The 23231-nt window shown below is 47.2% G+C and carries 13 protein-coding genes; 1 reads left to right on the top strand and 12 read right to left on the bottom strand.

Going from position 1 to position 23231, the window contains the following annotated elements:
* Positions 1–25: 25 nt before the first annotated feature.
* The 11 genes from Q369_RS0101840 to Q369_RS0101895 all read right to left on the bottom strand — a co-directional run bounded on the left by Q369_RS0101840 (position 26) and on the right by Q369_RS0101895 (position 20739).
* Positions 26–2440 carry an ABC transporter permease gene (locus Q369_RS0101840; protein WP_031525970.1) on the bottom strand — a complete coding sequence of 805 codons (2415 nt, stop codon included), beginning with the start codon at positions 2438–2440 and terminating at the stop codon, positions 26–28.
* Positions 2441–2535: 95 nt separating this feature from the next.
* Complete coding sequence (locus Q369_RS0101845) at positions 2536–4998, bottom strand: ABC transporter permease (RefSeq protein WP_031525972.1); 2463 nt, start codon at positions 4996–4998, stop codon at positions 2536–2538.
* Positions 4999–5280: 282 nt separating this feature from the next.
* On the bottom strand, positions 5281–5508 hold the full coding sequence (locus tag Q369_RS0101855; protein WP_031525974.1) for a DUF433 domain-containing protein: 228 nt from the start codon (positions 5506–5508) through the stop codon (positions 5281–5283).
* A gap of 59 nt (positions 5509–5567) precedes the next feature.
* Entirely contained in the window at positions 5568–7949 is a 2382-nt protein-coding gene (locus Q369_RS0101860; RefSeq protein WP_031525975.1) for an ABC transporter permease, read from the bottom strand.
* 20 nt (positions 7950–7969) lie between these two features.
* Positions 7970–10360, bottom strand: coding sequence for an ABC transporter permease (locus Q369_RS0101865; RefSeq protein ID WP_031525977.1), 2391 nt, complete (start codon positions 10358–10360; stop codon positions 7970–7972).
* A gap of 138 nt (positions 10361–10498) precedes the next feature.
* A complete protein-coding gene (locus Q369_RS0101870; RefSeq protein WP_031525979.1) occupies positions 10499–12880 on the bottom strand; it encodes an ABC transporter permease in 2382 nt (793 codons plus the stop codon).
* 125 nt (positions 12881–13005) lie between these two features.
* Positions 13006–15366: an ABC transporter permease gene (locus Q369_RS0101875; protein WP_031525980.1), complete on the bottom strand. Its 2361-nt coding sequence runs from the start codon at positions 15364–15366 to the stop codon at positions 13006–13008.
* 146 nt (positions 15367–15512) lie between these two features.
* Entirely contained in the window at positions 15513–17942 is a 2430-nt protein-coding gene (locus Q369_RS0101880; RefSeq protein ID WP_031525982.1) for an ABC transporter permease, read from the bottom strand.
* 12 nt (positions 17943–17954) lie between these two features.
* Complete coding sequence (locus Q369_RS0101885; protein WP_031525983.1) at positions 17955–18563, bottom strand: hypothetical protein; 609 nt, start codon at positions 18561–18563, stop codon at positions 17955–17957.
* Positions 18564–18695: 132 nt separating this feature from the next.
* Entirely contained in the window at positions 18696–19373 is a 678-nt protein-coding gene (locus tag Q369_RS0101890; protein ID WP_031525984.1) for an ABC transporter ATP-binding protein, read from the bottom strand.
* Between the two features lie 118 nt (positions 19374–19491).
* Positions 19492–20739 carry an efflux RND transporter periplasmic adaptor subunit gene (locus Q369_RS0101895; RefSeq protein WP_031525985.1) on the bottom strand — a complete coding sequence of 416 codons (1248 nt, stop codon included), beginning with the start codon at positions 20737–20739 and terminating at the stop codon, positions 19492–19494.
* Positions 20740–21131: 392 nt separating this feature from the next.
* Between Q369_RS0101895 and Q369_RS0101900 the strand changes: the two genes are divergently transcribed.
* A complete protein-coding gene (locus Q369_RS0101900) occupies positions 21132–22499 on the top strand; it encodes a sigma-54-dependent transcriptional regulator (RefSeq protein ID WP_031525987.1) in 1368 nt (455 codons plus the stop codon).
* Between the two features lies 1 nt (position 22500).
* Here Q369_RS0101900 and Q369_RS0101905 read toward each other — a convergent pair whose 3' ends face one another.
* A complete protein-coding gene (locus tag Q369_RS0101905; RefSeq protein WP_031525988.1) occupies positions 22501–23226 on the bottom strand; it encodes an outer membrane beta-barrel protein in 726 nt (241 codons plus the stop codon).
* Positions 23227–23231 lie beyond the last annotated feature (5 nt).

The raw sequence follows: 23231 nt of genomic DNA on the forward strand, positions 1-23231 counted from the left end.
CTTCCTCCCTTTCCTCCTTTCTCCATCATTCCGATTTCAGTGATTTAACCGGGTTCATTAATGCTGCTTTGATACTTTGGAAACTGACTGTTGCTACTGCGACGATAATGGCGGCCAGACCTACAAGAATGAAAACCAAGGGATTGATAGTGATCCTGTAAGGATAATTATCCAGCCACGATTGCATTGCATACCACGCCAGCGGAGTTGCAATCAGAATTGCTATTAATACGAGTTTGACGAAGTCTTGGGACAAAACCAGAACCAGATTGGCAATGCTCGCACCGAGCACTTTGCGTACCCCGATCTCTTTTGTGCGTTGTTCGATGACAATCAGCGCGACGGCGAACAAGCCAAGACAGGATAAAACGATCGCCACCGCCGAAGCCAGGCTGAAAACCTGCGACATACGCTCTTCTTCTTTGTACCAGGCGTTTGTATTTTCATCCACAAACGAAGCATTGAAATCCGACTCAGGAGAGATTTCCTTCCAAGAGGCTTTCAATTTGTCCATTGCAACTCTCAGACTTTTCGGCGCAACCTTCACGAATATGTAGCTGATCCCGCCCGAAGGTGAAATGTGCATGGTGATCGGCTTCTTCTCGTTTTTGGAAGAATAAAGATTGAAATCAGAAACAAGCCCGATAATCTGGTACTTCACACCGGCTGTATCAGTCTGGAAAAACTTGCCTACCGGATCTTTTTCTCCGATCATTTTGGCCATACTCTCCGTGATGATTACGCGGCCCAGTGAATCGGTCGGGTAAGCCGGGTCGAATTCGCGACCGGCGAGCAGTTTAATATCTAATGTTTTGAGATAATCATAGTCGATCTGCAGCCAGTCCGTCGTGACTTCCCTTTCCTTGAAAGTAAAACCGATTACGCTACGGGAAGTGCTTCTATCGAGCCCGATGCCCAGGTTAACCCCGCTGCCGGTCATGCTCAGTACATTGGGATCGTCTTTCAACAAATTTCTCAGGCGGCGCAATGCAACCTGCCCGTCAACCTTGCTGCCTACCGGAATACTGATCACTTCCTCCTTTTTGAAGCCAAGCGGCTCCGTGCGTAAGTGGTTAACCTGCTGCACGGCAATGATTGTACAGCAAATCAGCAGACTGGATAAAGTAAACTGCGTCACAATTAAAGAGTTACGGAGCAAGCCGGGCTTTTTCAGAGAAACCTTTCCTTTCAATACTTCCACTGCATTGAACCGCGACATTTGCCAGGCCGGGTAACCGCCTGCGAGCAGGGCGACAAATACAAAAAGTGCGGTGATCAACGCAAGCTTATCAGGCTGGAAGATATAGTCGAGGGTTAATTTCGACTGAAACGTTGCATTGAAAGTCGGCAGGAGCAGAATGGTAAGTGTAATTCCAACCAGGAAGCCGAGAAAACAGATGATCCCCGCTTCTCCCCAGATCTGCAGGAAAAGCTGCTTTTTCAATGCACCCAGCGATTTTCTCACCCCCACTTCCCGGGCACGGACAAAAGATCTCGCCACATTCAGATTGATGAAATTGAAGCAAGCAATCAGCAAAATGAAAACGCCGATTGCCATTAATGCATAAACCAATGCAACCGGCGAGCTGCCTGCCAGCGCAGTATCGAAATGTACATCCTCCAATTTTGTAAGCCGCAATGCAAAGATATCTCCCCGCTCGTCGGGCTTGGCGCCTTGTTTTTTCAAACTTGCAATGTTGTCGCTGAAGTACTTTGGGCTTAATGAGCGGAGCCTCTTTTCAAAAGCGACCTGATCTACGTTAGGTTTGAGTTTCAGGAAAACGGGATGAGAATGCGCGTCCCATTGATCTTTTGCTCCCCTGTAATCGCCGGAATTTTCAATTCGTACAAAAGCATCAAACTTGATGGTCGAGTTTTCGGGAAAATCCTTGAAGACACCTGTAACAATATACTGTTTTTTGCTTCCGTCCAGGCCCACTTCCAATTGCTTCCCAATGGGATCTTCCTGGCCGAAAACACCCTTTGCCATATTCTCAGTAATGACAATGCTGCTCAGGTCGCTCAATGCACTTACCGGACTGCCCTGAACTAATGGAAAAGTAAAGATTTTGAAGAAATCCGGATCTGTGAATTTAATCTGCTTGTCAAAATATTTGCCTTTATAATGCACCACATCGCTTCCGTTCAGGATACGCGCAGCAGCTTCCACTTCGGGAAACTCGGCTTTCAGCGCCGGTGTAAGCGGCAGCGGCATGGAACCGGAGCGGCGCGCTTTTTCAGCATCATTGGAGAAGAAATAGGTTTGATAAATCCGGTCCTTGTCCTTGTGAAAATCGTCAAATGACAATGCAAAATAGGCTGTCAGAAACAAAAAAGCGCTGATACAAAAAGCAACAGAAAGCCCGGTAACATTGATAAGCGCATAACCCTTGCTCTTCCAAAGGTTGCGCATCGCGATTTTGATGTAGTTTTTGAACATAGGTTGTTTTGATTATGGAGGAAGGAGGAAAGGGAGGAAGGACGAAGGAGCGTTTACTTCCCTTTCCTCCATTCTCCCTCCTCCCTTTTATCCTTCTATTCACTTTTAAGAGATTTCACTGGATTGGTGATGGCTGCTTTAATCGCCTGGGTACTTACTGTCAGCAAGGCGATCACAATGGACATGATCCCTGCTACCAGGAACATCCACCATTTGATATCAATGCGATACGCAAAATCTTCCAGCCATTTATCCATTAAGTACCAGGTCAATGGCGTGGCGATTACAATTGAAATGAGGATCAGCTTGATAAAATCACCTGAAAGCAATGCTACGATGCTCGTTACCGAAGCACCGAGTACCTTTCTCACGCCGATTTCCTTGATCCGCTGCTGCGCCGCGAATGCAGCCAGACCGAACAAACCAAGACAAGATATCAGAATGGAAATGATGGTGAAGGAGTTGACAATGCGGCCAGTCCGCGCGTCGGCTGCGTAATTGCGTTGGAAATCTTCATTGACAAAGCTGAAAGTGAAAGGCTCATCCGGCACCAGCTCCTTCCATTTAGATTCCACAAACGGCAGCACGGTTGTCACATCTTTTGTATTAACGTGCGCGATCAGGTAATTGAAATAAGTACCGCTTTGCAGAAAAAACGCGTAAGGTTCGATTACCTGGTGCATATCTGCGAAATGGAAATCTTTAACCACACCAATGATCTCGATGGGCACAGGGACATTTCCGCCAAACCGGTCATCGAAATACAACTTCTGACCTACCGCCTTTTCCAATGGAAAACCGAATTTCCGCAGCGTTGCTTCGTTGACGATCATTTTCATGTTGGTATCACCCGGAAACTCCTTCGAAAACATCCTTCCTGCAACAGGAGTAAAGCCCATTGTTTCGATGAATTCTGGTGCAACCCAGTTTGTCTTGACCATTTCGTCAGTCTCCGCGCTTTGGCCTGGCAGATATACCTTCATATCGCTCGGATTGAGGATACCAGGATAGTAAGAGGTGCCCGCAGCTGCGCTGATCTGGTTATTTTGCAAAAGCTCGTTACGCAATGCAGTGTACGCTTTGCGCGACTCCTCACTTCTGAATGCTATGACGATCTGCTGGTCTTTATTGAACCCGAGCGGCTGCTCACGCATGAATTTGATCTGCCGCTGAATGACGATCGTGCCTACTACCAGACCAATCGAAATGACAAATTGAAATACCACCAGCCCGCGGCGCATTGCGGTAGCTGATACCGAGTTCACAAATTTCCCTTTGATCACATCCAAAGGATTGAAGAGGGATAGAAAGAAAGCAGGATAGCTGCCCGCCAGTAAACCGGTGACCAATGCAAGTGCGATGAATGCGAGAATGATCTCCGGCCTGAGCAGATCACTAATAAACAAGGTTTTATCAGCCAGCTGATTGAAGAATGGAAGACAAAACGCTACAGCGAGCACAGCGATGATCAGCGCCAGAAAAGTAAGCACCATCGATTCGCCCAGGAACTGCCCTACCAACCCTGCTTTCCCCGCGCCCATTACTTTCCGCATTCCCACCTCGGCTGCACGCTTGGCTGAACGGGCGGTAGCTAGGTTCATGAAGTTGATACAGGCAATTAAAAGGGTAAAAATGGCAATGCAGCCCAGAATGTACAGATAAGTTGTACTGGTAGTCGGGGTAACAATTTTGTCAATCAGACTGAAAAGGTGAATGTCGGTGACGGGGAGCAAATGCAGCTTTTTTTCGAAACCGGCCAGCTTCAGATCTGCTCTTGCGTATTTGTCTATAAATGAAGGCAGCTTTTGCCCGAACTTCTCTGCGCTTGTTCCAGGTTTCAGCTGCAGGTAAGTGTAAAACATATTGTTATTGGTGAAATCCTGCTTTGACTCCCGCAGATAACTACCAACCCAACCGGCCTGAAGTGAAAGAAAGTAGCGCGCATCGATATGCGATCTGCGGCTTTCGTCCTTGTAAACGCCGGTAACCCTGAAAATCTCATTATTGCCGCTGCGACCGCCTATTCTTATGTTTTTGTTCAAAAACGGCCCATTGCCAAAAAGCTTTGCAGCTACTTCCTCGGAAAGCACAATGGAATGCGGGTCTTGTAAAGCGGAATGCGGATCCCCTTCGGCAAATTCATACGAGAACATATCGAAGAATGCGGGATCAACGTGGATGCCTTTTGTTTCGTAGAAAGAGCGAACGGTTCTGCCGGCTTCTTCAATTTTAAGGAGGGTTTTCTCTTCCATGAAGTTCTGCCACAAACGGGTAACTTCTACTACCTCCGGGAACTCTGCTTTCACAGCCTGTGCATAAGGCGAAGGCGCGCGTGGATTGTCCATTTTCTCACCATTTGCCTGCACATTTTCACTCCTGAGCAGATACAGATCGCCGGCATTCCGATGGTGTTTGTCAAAAGCAAGTTCGCTGAGTATATATAGCAACAGCAGCATACAGCAGGTCATGCCAACGGAGAGCCCAAATACATTGATGGAGGAAAAGAGCTTACTTTTAAGCACATTTCTCCATGCGATTTTCAGATAATTTTTAATCATGGCTAACGGATAATGGAAGATTTGCAAACTTCTGCTATCCGTTAGTGAATTATTATACCAAAGCTAGAAAATAGAGATTATCTATTTGACTTACAACCGATTAACATCAATATTAAACTAAAAAAGTGTCCGGTTTCGGACACTTTTGTTCGGTATTGGACTTTGGTTTTTATGGCTTTAACGGTAGTATCCTGACCTTCGATTTCTGATCGAGGAATTCGATGTTGTTGAAAGTAAAGAACTCCACCCAGGTTGGCGACAAGTTCATATCAATAAGCACTTTCATGCAACCAGAAATGGAAGTTCCATTTCCTCAGAACGCCAGGCAGCGTAACTTAATGCTTGTTTGATATCTTCTTCTTCAAGATACGGGTAAAACCGCAAGATCTCTTCGAAGCTGCTTCCTGACTCAACCAGGTTAACAATTGTACCAACTGTCACCCGCATTCCCCTGATGCAAGGCTTACCGCCCATGGTTTTCGGGTCAAATGTTATCCTTTCTAAATACATCCCGTCAAATTTTGTTTAATCAAAAATAAGGATTTATATCAAAACGTAAACACCCACCTCTACTCACTTCTCAAACTCTTCACCGGGTTCATCAATGCAGTTTTGATGCTTTGGAAACCAACAGTCAGCATGGTGAGCAGTAAGGCAAATAACCCGACCAGTGCATAAATGTACCAGTCAATGCTGATGTGGTACTCGAATGTTTGCAGATACTTTTTCTCAAACAGGTAAGCCAGCGGCGAACCTATGATAATCGCGATTACCACCAGGAGCAGAAAGTCTTTTGAAAGCAAATAAACAATCTCCAAGATCCCGGACCCCAGCACTTTGCGGATACCCACTTCTTTGGTACGCTGGTTGGCCGCCAGTGTTATCAGACCAAAAACACCCGCAAATGCGATAATGATAGCCAGCAGACTGACGAAATTGACCATCTTCCAGATTCCGTCCATGTGATTGTACTGATTGCTCAATGCGTCAGTTGCGTAAAATGCTGAAAAGGGCTTTCTCGCGGGGATTTTCTGCATTTTAGCCTCAATCTCCGATAGTACACTCTTGGCTTGGCCTACATCATGAAGCTTGATGCTCAGGTAGTTGTTTATCCCTGCCGGGCCGTCGTACCAATGCAGCAGCGGTTCAATCTTGTCTTTCAGCTCCTGATAATGGAAGTCATTCATCACCCCCACAATCGTGTATACCTGGGTATTATTTTTCTGGCGCAGCCGCTTGCCCACCGCTGTTTTCCAGCCGAGGGCCTTCATCGCAGCTTCGTTAATAATCACCGGATTATTGTTACCCTCCTTGTCGATTTCGTCAGAAAACTCGCGGCCTTCGATCATCTGTATCCCGTACGTCTCCGCATATCGGGAGCCCGTACCTAAATGCCTGAACCGCACTTCCCGGTTCGTCTCTTTTTCCGGCAGGTACATGTTGTAATTACCCCAGTATTTGGTAGGAACTACACTCGAAGTAGCAATGCTTTGCACGCGGGAATCCTGATTCAGGCCGTCGAGGATCGACTTAAATTGGCTACTCGCAACTTTTCCATTCTTGTACTGCAAGTCCGACGAGACTACCACAACATTACTGTGCTCAAATCCCAACTTTGCCTGCCGCATAAAGCTCACCTGCTTTCTTACTGTAATTGCGCCGATCGCCAGGGCAAATGCAATCACAAACTGAACAACGATCAGCGTACTGCGGGTCCATCCCCTGCCGCCGGCCTTGTTGGATAGTTTTCCCTTGATCGTATCCCTCAGATCCAGTTTGTTCAGATAAAGTGCGGGATACGTGCCCGCTATCACCGCAATGAGGCTGATAACCGCCGCCAGCACCACAAGCGTCACATAATCGCGCTCCCAGCTTAGTACGAGCTGCATTCTCCCTTTTCTGAACTCATTAAATTCCGGCACCAGGTATGTTACCGCAAATACAATGGAGAGCAGCAGCGCGGCAACCAGCACAATGCCCGACTCGGTCCAGAACTGAAAGAGGATCTGTTTTAATGTAGAGCCGGTCACTTTCCGCACAGCCACTTCTTTGGCGCGGGTAAATGCAATGGAAGTATTGAGATTGAGCAGGTTGATACTGATAATCAGCAGGATAAAGCCCGCGATCAGGATTGCGCCGTAGATCATCCATTTGAAACCTGGATTTTCCGTATGAATGTATTCCTTTAATGGCGCAATATGCACGCCGCGGCTCGCAGCCTCGGCCCCGAAATGTGCTTTTGCAAAAGCGGGCATTTGCTTTTGGAGCTTTGCTACATCTGCATCTTTTCGCGACTTCAGATATACGTTCGAGAAGGTGTTGTACCAATCGGCATTGTTCGCAAAATTCGGATCGGCTTCCAGAAAAGCGATCGGCGCGAGTACATCAAATTGCAGGGACGAATTTTCAGGAATTTTCTCCAAAACTCCCGTAATCTTGAAGTTGAGGGTATCGTTGATAGAGACCGTCTCGCCGACAGGGTTCCTGTTACCAAACAGCGACTCGGCGATCTGCCGGCTGATCACGATCGATTGCCGGTCTGCCAATGCTGTCTGAGGATTTCCGTATTTTAGTTTAAAAGAAAAAATGCTCAGAAAACCGGGGTCTACAAACTTCGTATCACCCTGCGCATCCTTGCCTTTGTAGCCGATCCACAAATCGTACCAACCCTGGAAATGGGTACCATCCTCTATTTCAGGGTATGTTTTTACGAGTTGGTTTAAAATAGGATGAACCGTCTGATTGTACCTGCCATCACGATTTTGCGTCTGTACAAGATAAATCTGGTCCGTGTTTTCGTGAAAAGTATCAAAAGTGATCCCCCGCTGCACAAACAGGATCAGCACCGCAACACTGGCAAGCCCGAGAGACAGCCCGAGCAGATTAATTACCGTAAAGAGCCGGTTCTTCCAGAGCGTGCGAAACGCGATTTTGAAATAATTTTTTAGCATGGAATGGATGGTTTTACTCTTTATTCGCTACGTAAACTTTTGACGGGGTTCATCAATGCGGCCCTGATACTCTGGTAGCTGATTGTCAGCAATGCAATTATGATTGACGCTGCGCCTGCCAGGGCAAATATAATCCAGCTGATTTCAATGCGGTATTGAAATTCCTGCAGCCATTTTTCCATTGCATAATAGCCAATCGGAGAGGCAACTGCAGCGGATAACAGCACCAGAACTATAAAATCCGCTGATAACAGGGATACCACCGAGGCAATCGACGCACCCAGCACTTTTCTGATGCCGATCTCTTTGATCCTCCGCTCCGCCGTGAATGTGGCCAGACCGAATAATCCAAGACAGGAGATAAGCAATGCCGTAATAGTAAATGTGTTAAAAAGCGTTGCAGTCCGCTGCTCGTTCTTGTAGAGCATATCGTAAGACTCGTCGAGGAAAGTATACTTCATCGCGTAATCGGGAATGAACTCGTCCCAGATCCGGTTTGCTGCCCGGATCGCCTCGGCATCTTTCCCGGGCTGCGCTTTTACATAAAGTGCAGATTGCCAGCCGCTGCTACGGAAAAGCACCAGGGGCTCGATCTTGTCGCGCAGACTTTTGAAATGAAAATCCTTCACTACTCCGATAATTACCCCTTTGTTACCCTGAAAATCAAACCGCTTTCCGATAACCGGCTGTTTCAAATTCAATTTTTTGACAGCAGTTTCATTCAAAATTACATTGCCCTGATCCGTTACACGATTTGCTTCAAACCAGCGGCCTTCGGCCAGTTTTAGACCAAACATCTTTTGAAAATTATCCTCCACGACAATTTGCGCGACGGTAGGAGCAAAATCCTTCGGGCGCCCGTCCCAGTCATAAGAACCGGAGGTACTGCTATTGATCTGCACAATGCTCTGGCTGGCGATCGTCACGTCAGCAATACTGGACTCGGCAAGCAGCGTCGCCTTGACAGTGGCTGCATCAATTTTGGACTTCATTCCCCACGGAAGACTGAATGAAAATGTATGCGCGCGGTTATAGCCGAGCTCCTTGTTGCGGATATAATCCATTTGCTGCCTGACAACCAGCATTGCAATCAGAAAAACAATGGCGACTGTAAATTGCACAACCACTAACCCTTTGCGAAAAGCTGCATTGCTGGTCCCAAGCACATTGGTACCACGGAGCGTGTCGAAAGGCTTGAACGAGGAAAGCAAAATGGAAGGATAAACGCCTGTCAGAACAATGGCGAGTAAAGTAGTTCCTAACAAGATCGTCCAAACTGCCGGGTTCGCAACGGAAAGCGTAAAAGTTTTGGAGGTAACTGAATTGAAAACAGGAAGCAGCAGGTAAATGCACAAAACAGACAGCAGCAATGCAATCACGCAGGTCATAACTGATTCTGTCATAAACTGTCCGAAAAGATGTGCGTGCCTTGCGCCCAGCAATTTTTTCACTCCAACTTCCTTGGATCTCACACTGGCGCGTGCGGTAGTGAGGTTCACGTAATTGATACACGCCACCAGGATAATCACCACACCAAGCCCGAAGAATATGTAAATCGTCCTGCGGTCGCCATTGGTGTTGTTTGCATGCTGGATTTCATTATTAAAATGAACATCAGTCAGCATTTCCGCTTCAAGGGCTGTGTTAGTCGACGGCTTTCCGTCATCGTCTTTTTTGGATACTGAAATAATCCCTGTCAGCTTCTTGCTCAACTTTTTAAGATCCGGCTTGTCTTTTAGTAAGATGAAGGTTTGAAAATTGAAGCTATTCCAGTTGTCATTGTTTTTAAGATTTCCAGGATCTGCCAGGTAAGCAGACATCGGGAGCATATAATCGAGCTGAAAACTGGAATTCGCGGGATTATTCCTGTAAACCGCCGCGACTGCGTAATCAAGTGAGTCAATGCGAACTGTTTTTCCTACTGCGTCCGTTTGCCCGAACAGCTCCTCCGCCTTAGCCTCGGTCATCGCTATATTCCTCACGGCCGATTTGAATGTCGCCGGAGAGCCCGCCACAAACTCGTAATCAAAAACTTCAAACCAGTTGGTGTCTACATAAGCCGCATTTTGCCCATTGATTTTTCGTTCTTCCACCCTGATCGGCAGATTACCTATGTAATTTTCGCGGGTCACCGCTTCAATTTCCGGCAGCGGTTTGATCTGCTCGGCCAGCGGCAGCGGCGTGGTAGCCCAATGCCAGGTTTCCTCCTTGCTCAGCGTCAGGTGTGTGATAATGCGGCTGATCCTGTCCGATTTTTGATGATAGCTGTCAAAGCTCAGCTCATTCTGGACCCACAGCAAAATAAAAACACCCGCCACCATCCCACCAGTAAGCCCGATGACATTCAGCGAAGTAAAAAGCTTCGAACTATAAAGGTTACGAAACGCGATTTTGAGTTGATTTTTAAGCATAAGGGTAGGTTTTAATGGCTTTCGGCTTTCGGCTGTCGGCTGTTAGCGTTTTAAGTTTTGGGTTTCCAGGTATATCGGAGCTAATAGCTAATGGCTAACGACTAATGGCTGATAGCCGACAGCCGACAGCCACCTCCCTTAGTCCCTCCTCAAAGCCTTCACCGGGTTCATTGTTGCTGATTTGATACTTTGATAGCTGATTGTTAGCATTGCTACGATGATTGCCAGGATCGCGGCGGCGGCGAAATAGGTCCATGTAATTTCAATGCGATAAGGAAAGTCCCGCAACCACATTTCCGAAGCATAGTAAGAGACCGGCAGCGCCACGATAATGGAGATGAGCACCAGTTTTACAAAATCAATGGACAGCAAAGCAGTAATACTGGCAACCGAAGCGCCGAGCACTTTGCGGATGCCGATTTCCTTCACACGCGTTTCCGCATTGAAAGTAGCCAGACCGAACAAACCGATGCAGGAAACGAAAATGGAAAGCAGGGCAGAAAGTGTGATCATTCCGCGCCATCTCGCCTCAGCTTCGTAGCGTTTATGATTGGTAACATCTTCAAAATTGTATTCAAATGGCATAAACTGAACGTTTTTTCTGAAAACACGCTCAATCGCCGCAATGGTAGCGGGAATGTCTTTGGAGTCCAGCTTGGCGTAAAGTGTTTGCAGCCGGTAGTTTGGGTCCTGGGTTAAAAGCAGCGGCTTGATCGTGTCTTTTAAAGAGGCATAATGGTAGTCTCGAACTACACCGATCACTTTCATTTTCTGATTTTTCCATTCAAAATTCACTTCCTGACCAACCGGATCCTTCCAGCCGGCTTCTTTCACGAAAGCTTCATTGACGATCACCGAATTCTGCGGATCGGAAGGAAAACTGCTCGAAAAATTCCTGCCTTTCGTAACCGGTATTTTCAATGTTTTCAAAAAAGCATCATCTACCCCAATGTAACCAAAACTGATTTCTCCCTTACCGATTTTAGCGCCGGTACCATTGTAATTTCCATTAAAAGCAGCGACTTCGCTGACACCTGGAATGTTCCTCAGCTCCGATTTGATCACTTCCACTTTATCCGGACCTGCATCGCGGCCCAACGGGAAACTCAGGAGATTTTTGTCGTCGTAGCCAAGATCCTTATTCGTGAGGTATTTGAATTGGGAATAGATCACCAGCGTACCGATTACGAGACAAACCGAGACTGCAAACTGAAATACCACCAGGCCTTTTGTAAGATAATTCTTTCGCACGAGCTTCATCCGGCTATAAAGCGCTTCCGCCGGACTGAAACCAGACAAAACAAGTGCAGGGTACGATCCGGCAATCAGGCCGGTCAGAACGAACAATGCAAAGTAGCCCGCAACTAGGTAGAAATCCAGCAGGTAAGACAGCGAAAGCTGCTTATTGGAAAGCGCATTGAAAGTGGGTAGCAGGATCTGCGTCAGCAGCAGGGCCGCTGCAAATGCAATGAAAGAAAGCATGAAAGATTCGCCCAGGAACTGGTAAACAAGCTGTTTCCGCATTCCGCCGACAACTTTCCGAACTCCGATCTCCCGGGCACGGTTCAGAGACCTGGCTACAGTGAGGTTGATGAAGTTGATACAGGCGATCAGCAGAATGAAAACAGCGATTCCTGACAGGATATAAGAATAAACGGGGCTGCTGCCGTTGCTCAAACCGTTTCGCACATCACTGATTTCACTTTCCAGGTGAATTTGTAAAAACGGTTGCAGGTCAAAAGAAATCCTTCGGTTAAAATCCTTGATCTTGCTGATTTCTTCGGCAGATTTAGCCGCAAACACCTCGTTCATTTTAGGTACAATCGACCTGAAATCTGCTTTCTCATGCAGCAGCACAAAAGTGTTCATGTAAAATCCCAGCCATTCACTATCCGTCCACCCGCGCGCTTCCTGAAACTTAAATGGAAGTACAGCTTCAAACTGAACGGAAGAATTCTCCGGGCATTTTTTAGCCACGCCCGACACCACAAAGGGCTCAAACTGCTCGCCAATTTTCAGCTGCATCGTCTTACCGATCGCATCTTTTGTGCCAAAATACTTTTCTGCCAGCTGCTCACTCAAAACAATGGAGCTGATATCTGACAATACTGTTTCAGGATCACCATACAAGAGCGGCATTGAAAATATGGTGAAGAAGTTATTGTCTGCAAAGAGCACATTCTCGTTCATCAGGTTCTCCCCTTTCTTGACTACAAACGCATTGCTCTGCATTCTGACAATCTCCTTGATTTCCGAGATCTGTTCCTTGAAAGCCGGGCCGTGAACTGCATTGGTACTCCCGATAGTCCTCGTTTCCCGCTCATCGGCCATTGTTACCTTTACACGGTAAAGCTGGCTTTTATGCTCCTGAAACTGGTCAAAGCTGACTTCGTCCTTGGTATACAGCACGATCAACATACAGCAGGTAAGTCCCAGCGACAACCCGGCAATATTAATCCCCGAAAAAACCTTGTTCCTCGTCAGATTACGAATAGCGATTTTTAGATAATTTCTAAGCATATTTTTTCGGGGGATAAAAGGGGGTGATGGAGGAAAGGGAGGATGGACGAAGGGGAGGATGGAAATTAAAAGAGCGTTATTATAAAATCCCTCCTCCCTTTCGTCCCTTTCCTCCCTTTCCTCCATCATTCACTCTTCAACGACTTCACCGGGTTCATTAATGCGGCTTTGATGGCTTGAAAACTTACGGTTACCAGGGCTATGATTAATGCGGCGATCCCTGCTACAAGGAAATACCACCATTCGAGATCAATGCGATAGGCGTACTTTTCGAGCCAGGATTGCATGAAGTACCCGGCAATCGGAAACGCGATCAATGCGGCTATTCCCACGAGCTTGATAAAATCGGCCGACAACATTCCGACCAGATTGCTTATGCTCGCACCCAGTACCTTGCGGACCCCGATTTCTTTCGTGCGCTGCTCAGCTGTGAATGCAGCCAGTCCAAATAGCCCGAGGCAGGAAATGAAAATGGCCAGGAATGCAAAGTAGTTGGAGAGTTTGCTGACTACATTTTCAGCTTTGTACTGATTGCCGAACTCCTCGTCGGCGAATTGGTATTTAAAGGGCAGCCCTGGATTATACTGCTTGAACAACTTCTCAATATTCCTGATCGCCAGGTCTGTTTGCCCGGCCCCCGTGCGTATCAATGCGACGCCCCATACTGATCTGGCCGGCTGTAAGTTGACGATCAGCGGCTCTATCGGAACGTGCAATGAACCCATATGGAAGTTCTTCATCAAACCGATGATCTTCCCTTTTTTGCCCCACATCGTCAGCTCCTTTCCGACCGGATCTTTATAGCCTATTTTGGCAGCGGCAGCTTCATTGATGAGGTAATTGAGTGAATCGGTACCATAGTCGCGGCTGAAATCACGACCGTCGAGCAACTGAATGCCCATTGTTTTTACAAAATCATAACCCGCAGGATTTACACTGAACAGCAGTTGCTGGGTTGTGTCTTTACCCGGCCATGAAACGCCCATTGTCGAGCTTCCGATATCCAGCAAACTGGACTGTGCATGCGTGACGGACTTAATCCCGGGTTCATTTTCAAGTGCCTGCTTGAAGGATGTAAAATTCCCTTCCATTCCCTTCTCGATATCGGGAATATACAACAGGTTTTCCCTCGCAAAACCGAGGTTTTTGTTTTGTATATAATCGATTTGCCGATAGATCACGATCATCGCGAGGATCAGGAGAATGGACAGGCCAAACTGGAACACCACCAATCCCTGACGGAAGTAAGTGGCGCTGGGCTTAAACTTCAATGCACCTTTGAGAATGGTAACCGGATTGAGCGACGACATAAAAATCGCAGGGTAGCTGCCTGCGACAATACCTGTAATGATTGTCAATGCAAACAGAAGCAACCACAGGAATGGATTAAGGAAATCGAGCGCGAGTTTTTTCTCGGTCAGGTTGTTGAAGGCCGGGATCAGCAGCACGACGATCAGTAATGCAAAGAGCAGCGAGAGGAAAGTGATCAGGATTGATTCACCCATAAACTGACCAACGAGGCTGCTGCGATAGGCGCCCACAACTTTCCGGAGACCTACTTCTTTGGCCCGTTTCACTGAGCGGGCGGTAGCGAGGTTCATGAAATTGATGCACGCAATTACGAGAATAAAAATCGCCACGATCGTGAACATCCTTACATACTCGATCCTGCCGCCGTTTTGCTTGCCCGCTTCCCATCTTGAATACAGATAGGATTTGCCGTAGTTAACCAAAAACAACTCCACATTACTATCCTTGTTTTTGGTTTTGATATAGTCTTTGATCTTGGCACTTACCCGCTCAGGATCTGCATTCCTGGCAAGCAGCACCACGCAGCGCGGACCATTGTTGCCCCATTCACTCGCCCACTTGTTTTGTTTCAGCCAGCGGTCGTAACTCATCAGGAAGTCAAACTTCATGGAAGCATAAGTCGGGATCTCTTTTAAAACACCGGTAACAATCACATCATCCTTATTGTCGACGCGGATCGTCTTCCCCATCGGATCCTGGCCCTTGAAATACTTGTCAGCCAGCTTCCGAGATATTACGACGCCGTCGGGGCGTTTTAATGCCGTTTTCTTGTCGCCTTGTGAGAGTTCAAAAGAGAACATGTTGAGGAAATCACCCTGCACATATCTTCCTTTTTCATTGTCAAAAACATCTTTGACCATCATCACCGGCTCTTCTTCCCAAAGTACCTGGCTAGCCATTTCAATCTCGGGTATATCCTTCACAATCGCTTCTGCAAGGACGCCGGGAGTAGCAGCAAAAGTGCTGATTGTACCAGAGTAAAACTGGTTTTCCATGATCGAAAAAAGGCGCTCGTCATTCGCATGAAAGCGGTCCATCTTCACTTCATCCTGAACCCACAGCATAATTAGAAGGCTGCAACCCATTCCCAGCGCAAGTCCGAGAATGTTGATCAGGCTGAAAGTCTTGTTCTTCCACAAGTTCCGCCAGGCGATTTTCAGGTAGTTTTTTAGCATGGGATTTTGGGATTGTTAGTGATTTGGCAGGAAGGAGGAAAGGGAGGAAGGAGGAAAGGGAGGAAGGAGGAAGAAATATTTCAACTTGTATTGTCAGTCTGACAATGCCCCTTCCTCCCTTTCATCCCTTTCCTCCCTTTCTTCCTCTATTCAGATTTCAACGACCTCACCGGGTTCATCAATGCTGCTTTTATACTTTGAAAACTTACGGTCAGCAATGCGATTACAATAGCTAATGCGCCGGCGCTGGCGAACATCCACCAGGATATGTCGATGTGGTAGGCAAAATCTTTCAGCCAGCTGTTCATTGCGTACCAGGCAACCGGACTTCCGATCAGGATGGAGAGGAGTACCAGTTTCAGGAAATCCTTGGATAACAGAGCAATAATGTTCGGTACGCTTGCACCAAGTACCTTTCGCACGCCGATTTCCTTGGTTCGTCTTTCAGCTGTATATGCAGACAAACCAAACAGTCCGAGGCAGCCTATGATAATGGAGATTACCGCAAAAGTGATAAAGATCTGGCCAACACGCTGCTCGCTGCGGTATTGGTTATCAAAATCTTCGTCTAAAAACCCGTAGTTAAAAGGCTGTCCGGGTGCCATTTCTTTCCAGAGGGATTCCACCCGGGCGATAGTCTGTTGGTAATTCCCTCCTTTAATACGCATTGCTACCAGTCCGTTACTCGGCGCCAGTATCATACTTAACGCGCCGATGTTTTTCCGCAGCGACTCGTAATGGAAATCTTTTACTACACCCAGTATAGTATACGTCCGCCGCGTTCCGGCAGAATCCAGAACCAGATCGTATATCCGCTTTCCTACCGGATCTGCATAGCCGAGAATTTTGGCAGCTGCTTCATTGATAATGATGCCGGAAGAATCGCTTGGAAAATCTTGCTGAAATGCACGACCTGATTTCATTTTCAGGTCAAGTGTTTTGATATAATCATAATCAACTGTCCAGCGCTGCATGCTGATCCCTTTTTCCTGCTGCATCTCGCCTTCTGGAAAAAAGGTGTTGTCGGTACGGGCTGATGGAGTTGGTAAAAAGCTGGTGAGTGTGGCACTTTGAATATTCGGCAGCTGAGCCACTTCTTCCTTGAATGCACGGGCTTTTTTGTCAAGTGGATACGTGTTTTTAATAATCAAAACCTGGTCTTTCGTATAGCCCAGTGTTTTGGTTTGAATGAAATTCAGCTGGTTGTAAATGACTCCGGTACCGATGATCAGCATGACGGAGACCATAAACTGAAACACGACCAATGCATTGCGCAGGTATCCACCTCTTCCATTCTGATCCACCCCGCCGCGCAACACTTTCAATGGCGTAAATGCAGAGAGGAAGAATGCGGGATAGCTTCCCGCCAGTATGCCGACTGCAACAGCGGTAAAAACAGCAACAACCCAGAACAAGACATTACCGAATGGAAAGCTGATCTGCTTGCTGGCGAGATTATTGAAAAACGGCAATGCAACATAAGCGAGCACGAGTGCCAATGCAAGCGACAAAAGGCTAAGCAAAACTGCTTCTGTCAGAAACTGGCTCATCAAAAATGAACGTTTCGAGCCCAGCGCTTTTCTCACACCTACTTCCTTGGCCCGGTTTGACGAACGTGCCGTTGCCAGGTTCATGAAGTTTACGCACGCGATTGCCAAAAGAAAAATTGCAACTATCCCAAAAATGTATACATACTGAATGTTACCATTTGCACTGATCTCGGCTTTACGATCCGAGCGCAGGTGAATGTCGGTCAGCGGCATGAGGCTGTATTTGATACTACTCCCTGACTTCCGCATTTCACCTAGCGTAGCGCCCATGACCTGCTTCAACCAGCTACTCGTATATTTTTCAAGAATGGTATCAAAATTCTTTTCGAACTGTGCAGCTTTAACCCCTTTCCGCAGTTTGAGATAAGTCTGAAAGTTGTGACTACCCCAATTATCTTCCCTACTCTCCGGATAAGCGCTCATCGATAGCAGCATATTCAGCGCCGACAAATGCGAGTGCTCCGGAATGTTTTTCATCACACCGGTCACGGTATAGGTGAGATTGTTATCAAGCACCAAAATTTGCCCGATAGGATTCTGCGAGCCGATGTACTTTTTCGCTAAGCGCTCAGAGATCACCATCGTAAAAGGCTCCCTGAGTACACGTTTACGATCGCCTGCAATGAGAGGTGTTGAGAATACGTCAAAAAAGGTGGAATCAGCATAACATACGACATCCTCTTTCAGACTTTCCGTAGCGTTTTTCCGGCGTACAAGAAAGCTCCCATCATCCCGCAGCCTCGTAACTGATTCCAGTTGCGGATAATCTTTGAGCATGGTGAATGCAAGCGGATCAGGCGCGACGGCCAATGACATATCTGCACCCCCAAAACGGATATCCGAATTTACCCTGTAAATCCGGTCAGCGGCATCAAATGAGTCATCGTAGCTCAGCTCATCGATCACGTACAAAGTGATCAGCAGGCAGCTGGCCAGCCCGAGCGAGAGCCCGAAAATGTTTAGAAATGAGTAGAACTTGTGCTTTTGCAGGTTCCGCCAGGCTATTTTCAAATAGTTTTGAAGCATAATCTCGCCGGTTTACATGTCCACTCCCTTGCCTGGCAATTCAATTTCGCGTTCGAAGCGATCAATAATGCGCTGGCGTTCTGCCTCTGATTTATCCTCTGCGTTTACCGTTTTTTCAAAGACAAACTCTTCTTCGTCTTTCTTGAAATGGTATTGCAAAAACAGCTCACCGGTTTGCGGATTGTATTTTACATGCTTCCGGTATCCCGCGGATTCAAGTCCTTCAAAAGCCTTCCTGTGCGGATCGCGTGACCGCGAAAATTCCGGCTCCGGATTAGCCGATGAATAAAAAACGGGTTCTTCGGGAGAGTAAGGCACCGGCGGCGGCGGTGCAGGTACCGGCGCTACTGCCACTACCGGCTTGGGCGGCTCGGGTATATTCATTTTCCCGCTGCCCAATGATTCTATTACCTTGTCACGCAACTCCACCCGCTCGGCGCGGCTTAATTCGGCCACATCAAAAGAGCGGGAAAAGTTGATCTCCCGACCATCAATTGTACCGGTAACCCGGATCGACATTGTTTTGCCGTCGTCGTCAATACTTCTGCTCAAATGGCACTTCTTCTGAGCCAGAGCAAACGTGCTGGTACAAGCCAGCAAAATGGTCAGGATTTTTTTCATGAGGTAAATTTGGCTAAATATTTGTCGGCGGTCGGCGGTCGGCGGTCGGCGGTCGAAAAAATGGTTATCAGCAATCCTACTTAAGATCAGTAAAATAAAGCTGACAGCCGAAAGCTGACGGCTGACAGCTAACTAAACATGTACTTTCTCCGTCACGATCTTGCCGTCGAACAGGTTTACGATCCGGTGGGCAAACCCTGCGTCGTAAGGCGAGTGGGTTACCATCAGGATGGTGGTTCCGGATGCATTCAGCTGACTGAGCAGGTTCATTACTTCTTCCCCGTTTTTAGAGTCGAGGTTACCAGTCGGCTCATCGGCAAGTATGGTCTTCGGTGTTGCTACTACAGCACGGGCGATGGCGGTACGCTGCTGCTGACCACCTGAAAGCTGCTGCGGGAAGTGGTTGCGGCGGTGCATCATATTCATGCGGGTCAATGCAGCCTCTACTTTTTCCTTGCGCTCGGCAGGTGGTGTTTTGAGGTACAGCAATGGAAGCTCCACGTTTTCATATACCGTCAGTTCGTCGATCAGGTTGAAGCTCTGGAATACGAAACCGATATTCCCCTTGCGGATCTGCGCACGCTGGCGTTCCGACATTTTTGCGACTTCCGTGCCATAAAACTCGTAAGAGCCCTCACTCGGGTTGTCCAGCAAACCCAGAATGTTCAGCAAAGTGGATTTACCACATCCGGACGGACCCATGATAGCGACAAACTCGCCATCTTTCACATCCATGTCAATGCCATTAAGCGCAGTAGTTTCAACTTCCTCTGTAGAGAAGACCTTGTGCAGGTTGGTGATTTTGATCATTGGTTTCTTGGCTATCGGCTTTCAGCACTCGGCTGTCGGCCTTGGTTATTGTTAATTTTGATAATTACTAATAGAGTTAAAAAGGCCGACCGCCGAGTGCCGACGGCCGAAGTATCGTTTAAAATTCCAACACCTCATTATCCCCAAAATTCTCGTAAGAACTTGTGATTACTTTTTCGCCTGGTTTTAATCCTTCCAGTACTTCGAAGTATTCAGGGTTTTTGCGGCCTAGTGTGATGCTGCGTTTAGCGGCTCTCTTGCCGTCGTCGCCTACTACGTAAACCCAGTTACCTCCTGTTTCAGAGAAGAACCCTCCTACCGGCAGCAACGTCGCTTGCGAAGGCTGGCCCAGTTGCAGACGGATCGGCGCTGACTGCCCTCTCTTGATCAGTTCCGGAGCACCTTTGTCAAACTGCATATCTACCTCAAAACGACCGCTGAGTACCTCAGGATAAATTTTAATGATCTTCAACCCATAGTCTTTTCCATTGAACTCCATTGAACCCTGCAAGCCTGCAAAAATCCGGGAAATGTAATGTTCGTCGACGCTAACCCGCATTTTAAAACCATTCAAATCGTCAATCTGACCGATGTTCTGGCCCTGGTTGATGTTCGAGCCGACTTCCACATTCATCGAAGAAAGCAAACCCGACACTGGTGCCTTTACCACCAGGTTATCCAAAGTCTGGCGCCACAGGCTTACGTTTTTCTGTGTATTTGCCAGGGTACCTTCCAGCTGGTTGATCGTCATCCGGGCATTTTCCTCCTGGTATTTCTGCGATTCGATTTCAATCTCGCGCTGACGGACAAGCTTCTCGTAATCTCTTTTCGTTTTAAGAAAATCAGCCTCCGGAATGACCTTATCTTTATACAATTTCACATTCCGGTCATGTGCATCTTTGGCCTGATCCAATTGGAAATCCAGATCGCTTAATGTCTTTTGAAGATTAAACCGCGCAATTTTCAAACTCTGACGCGTATTTTGAAGATCGTTCACTAATCGGCTTGCCTCTGTTTCTGATTGCAGAAAGCTTAGTTTCAGATTCTGGTTTTCCAATCTCAACAAGATATCGCCCTGCTTTACCATATTACCGCCTTCGATCAGCTTCTCGGTGACATATCCGCCTACAATTGCATCCAGCTGGATCGTTTTGAGTGGCTGAACAACCCCGGTAACAACAATAAATTCGTCGAAACGGCCTTGTTTTACTGTTGATACTGTTAATTTATCCTGTTCTACGTTCAGCTTGCTCCGCTTGTCGGCGAAGAAAAACTGGTAAACCAGGAAAGTGACCAGCAAGGTGCTACCGGCGATAATCCCGATGCGCTGGGTAGTCCAGAATTTCTTTGGTTTTATTTTGTCCATTGATGACCCTCCGGAGAAACCGTTGTTGCTGGTGCTTGTTGAGTTAGGTGTCCTGACTTCCATTATATGTGTTATTGAAAATTCGCCGTGATAGTTTTCCCTAGATTATCCAATCGCTGTGCCAAAGAAGAGAAACCAGGATAACAAGCTCAATTTCAATGCGCTTACATATTGATGAAGCACTTCCAATGTTCGTTATCGGACATTCTTGTTCGGCTGCGGACAAGCCGGATTTTTCGTGATAAAGCTCAAAATAACGCGTTTTTAGTAGCGGAGGAAATAGAATTTCAAATTGTATCAACTAACTTACCGCACAATAAAAATCAGTTGCCCAGGCAACCCCCAAACCAATTAATACCCGTTGACTGAAGTCAACGGCAATTTAAACAGCCATGCAACTCTCCGAAGCCAAAATCCTGATCATTGACGATGACGTGGACGTACTTAGTGCGGCCAAACTTCTGTTGAAACGCCACGCAAAAGCAGTAGACATCGAAAAAAATCCGCAGAAGTTACCTTTCCTCGTAACAAACGGAGACTATAACCTGATCCTGCTGGACATGAACTTCACGCGTGACGTGAACAGCGGCCGCGAAGGGTTTCACTGGCTCGACCGGATTCTGGATATCAACCCGGCTGCGAAGGTTATCATGATCACGGCATACGGAGACATTGAAATGGCAATACGCGCCATTAAGTCCGGCGCAATTGATTTTGTACTTAAACCCTGGGAAAACGATAAGCTGCTGGCGACGATCGCAGTGGCGCTGGAAGGCGGGAAGGACAAGCCCGCTGTGGTCCAGGAAGAAAAATCCAAGGAAGATCCTAAAAAAGCAAAATCCTCATCGGATAACATTGTAGCTACGAGCGAAATCATGCGCCAGCTGCTTGGTACCTCGGAAAGAGTGGCAGGTACCGATGCAAATGTGTTGATTTTGGGTGAAAACGGAACAGGAAAAACACAGCTTGCCAAACATATTCACCAGCATTCCAAGCGGGCAGACAAGCCTTTTGTGGTTGTTGATCTCGGTGCACTGAGCGAGACACTCTTTGAAAGCGAGCTTTTCGGTCACGTAAAAGGGGCTTTTACAGATGCCAAGGAAGACCGGGCCGGGAGATTTGAAGAAGCAAAGGGCGGTACCATATTTCTGGACGAAATCGGCAACCTCACATTGCCCCTGCAGGCGAAGCTGCTCACCGTGATCCAGGAGAGGCGGGTGACGCGCGTAGGTTCCAACAAGCCCATTACCCTGGATGTGCGCCTGATTTGCGCCACTAATATGAATATTGAAAAAATGGTTACTGAAAAGACCTTCCGCCAGGATTTGCTTTACAGGATCAATACCATTGAGCTCGATTTGCCGCCATTGCGTGAGCGGCCGGAAGATATCAGCGCCCTGGCTGACTATTACCTCAAACTATACGCCAAAAAATACAACCGGCCCGTCAACGATATCAGCAGTGCATTGATCAAAAAAATGCAGCAATATAACTGGCCGGGAAATATCCGTGAATTGCAGCATGCAGTGGAACGGGCCGTGATTTTATCCCAGGAAAAAACATTGCAGCCCGACGATCTTTTCCTCAAAAGCTCAGCCGGACAACCCACAACAGCTACCGGCTTTGATTTAGAAGACATGGAAAAGACCATGATCGTGAAGGCCATGAAACGTTTCAACGGAAACATCACCGACGCTGCCCGCGAGCTCGGCCTGAGCCGCGCCGCATTGTACCGGAGAATGGAAAAGTACGGGTTATAGGTTACCTGATCAGGTATATAAGCGAAAGCTGCGAGATTCTTTGCGCATAAGTAATTCGCGTCGGCGGGAGTACAAAGGTGTTGCCTGGATCAAAAGTGGTGTAAACTAATTTCTCCCCAAAATGATGCAACGCTTCAATGGCGAAGTGTTTGCCTATGCCCAGTCCCAAACCTGCCACAAAATGACTTGCACTTTTGTACTTTCTATTTTGGGGTATACTAAAATCTGCGTCCAGGTCGACGTCAGGGAATATCACGCCTTCGACCGAAGATCTGCCTTTTTCCATAAACGATCCAGAAAGAATGTAAGTGGGCACAATCCCGACCACGATATAAGGCCTAAATTCCGCTTTTTTCAATGGTGAAAACTGCAATGTGACAGGCATTTGCAGGCGTTGGAGATTGGCTTCGTACTGAAGTGTGTTCGTTACCCAATCCTCGTTCGCGGATCTGAAACTATTAGTTCGCTTCTGATTGTCGCGCAGGTGCTGCCACTCAACATCTACATTCAAGGCGAAATATCTGAAAAACCGATATCCGCCCCGGATGCCGAATGCGAAACTGGCTCCTCTTGAAAAATCTCTGTAAATCTCCGGAATCTCATATTCGCTTTTGTTAATTCCGCTTGTGCCGAAACCTATTTTGCCTCCCAATATCCAAGGTGAAGATTGACCGTAAGATTTAGAAAAGCCAGTCACTAAGGCCAGAATAAGTATGAGACGGTTCATTGCTG

This window comes from Dyadobacter crusticola DSM 16708, assembly GCF_000701505.1.
In the GTDB taxonomy this organism is placed as follows: domain Bacteria; phylum Bacteroidota; class Bacteroidia; order Cytophagales; family Spirosomataceae; genus Dyadobacter; species Dyadobacter crusticola.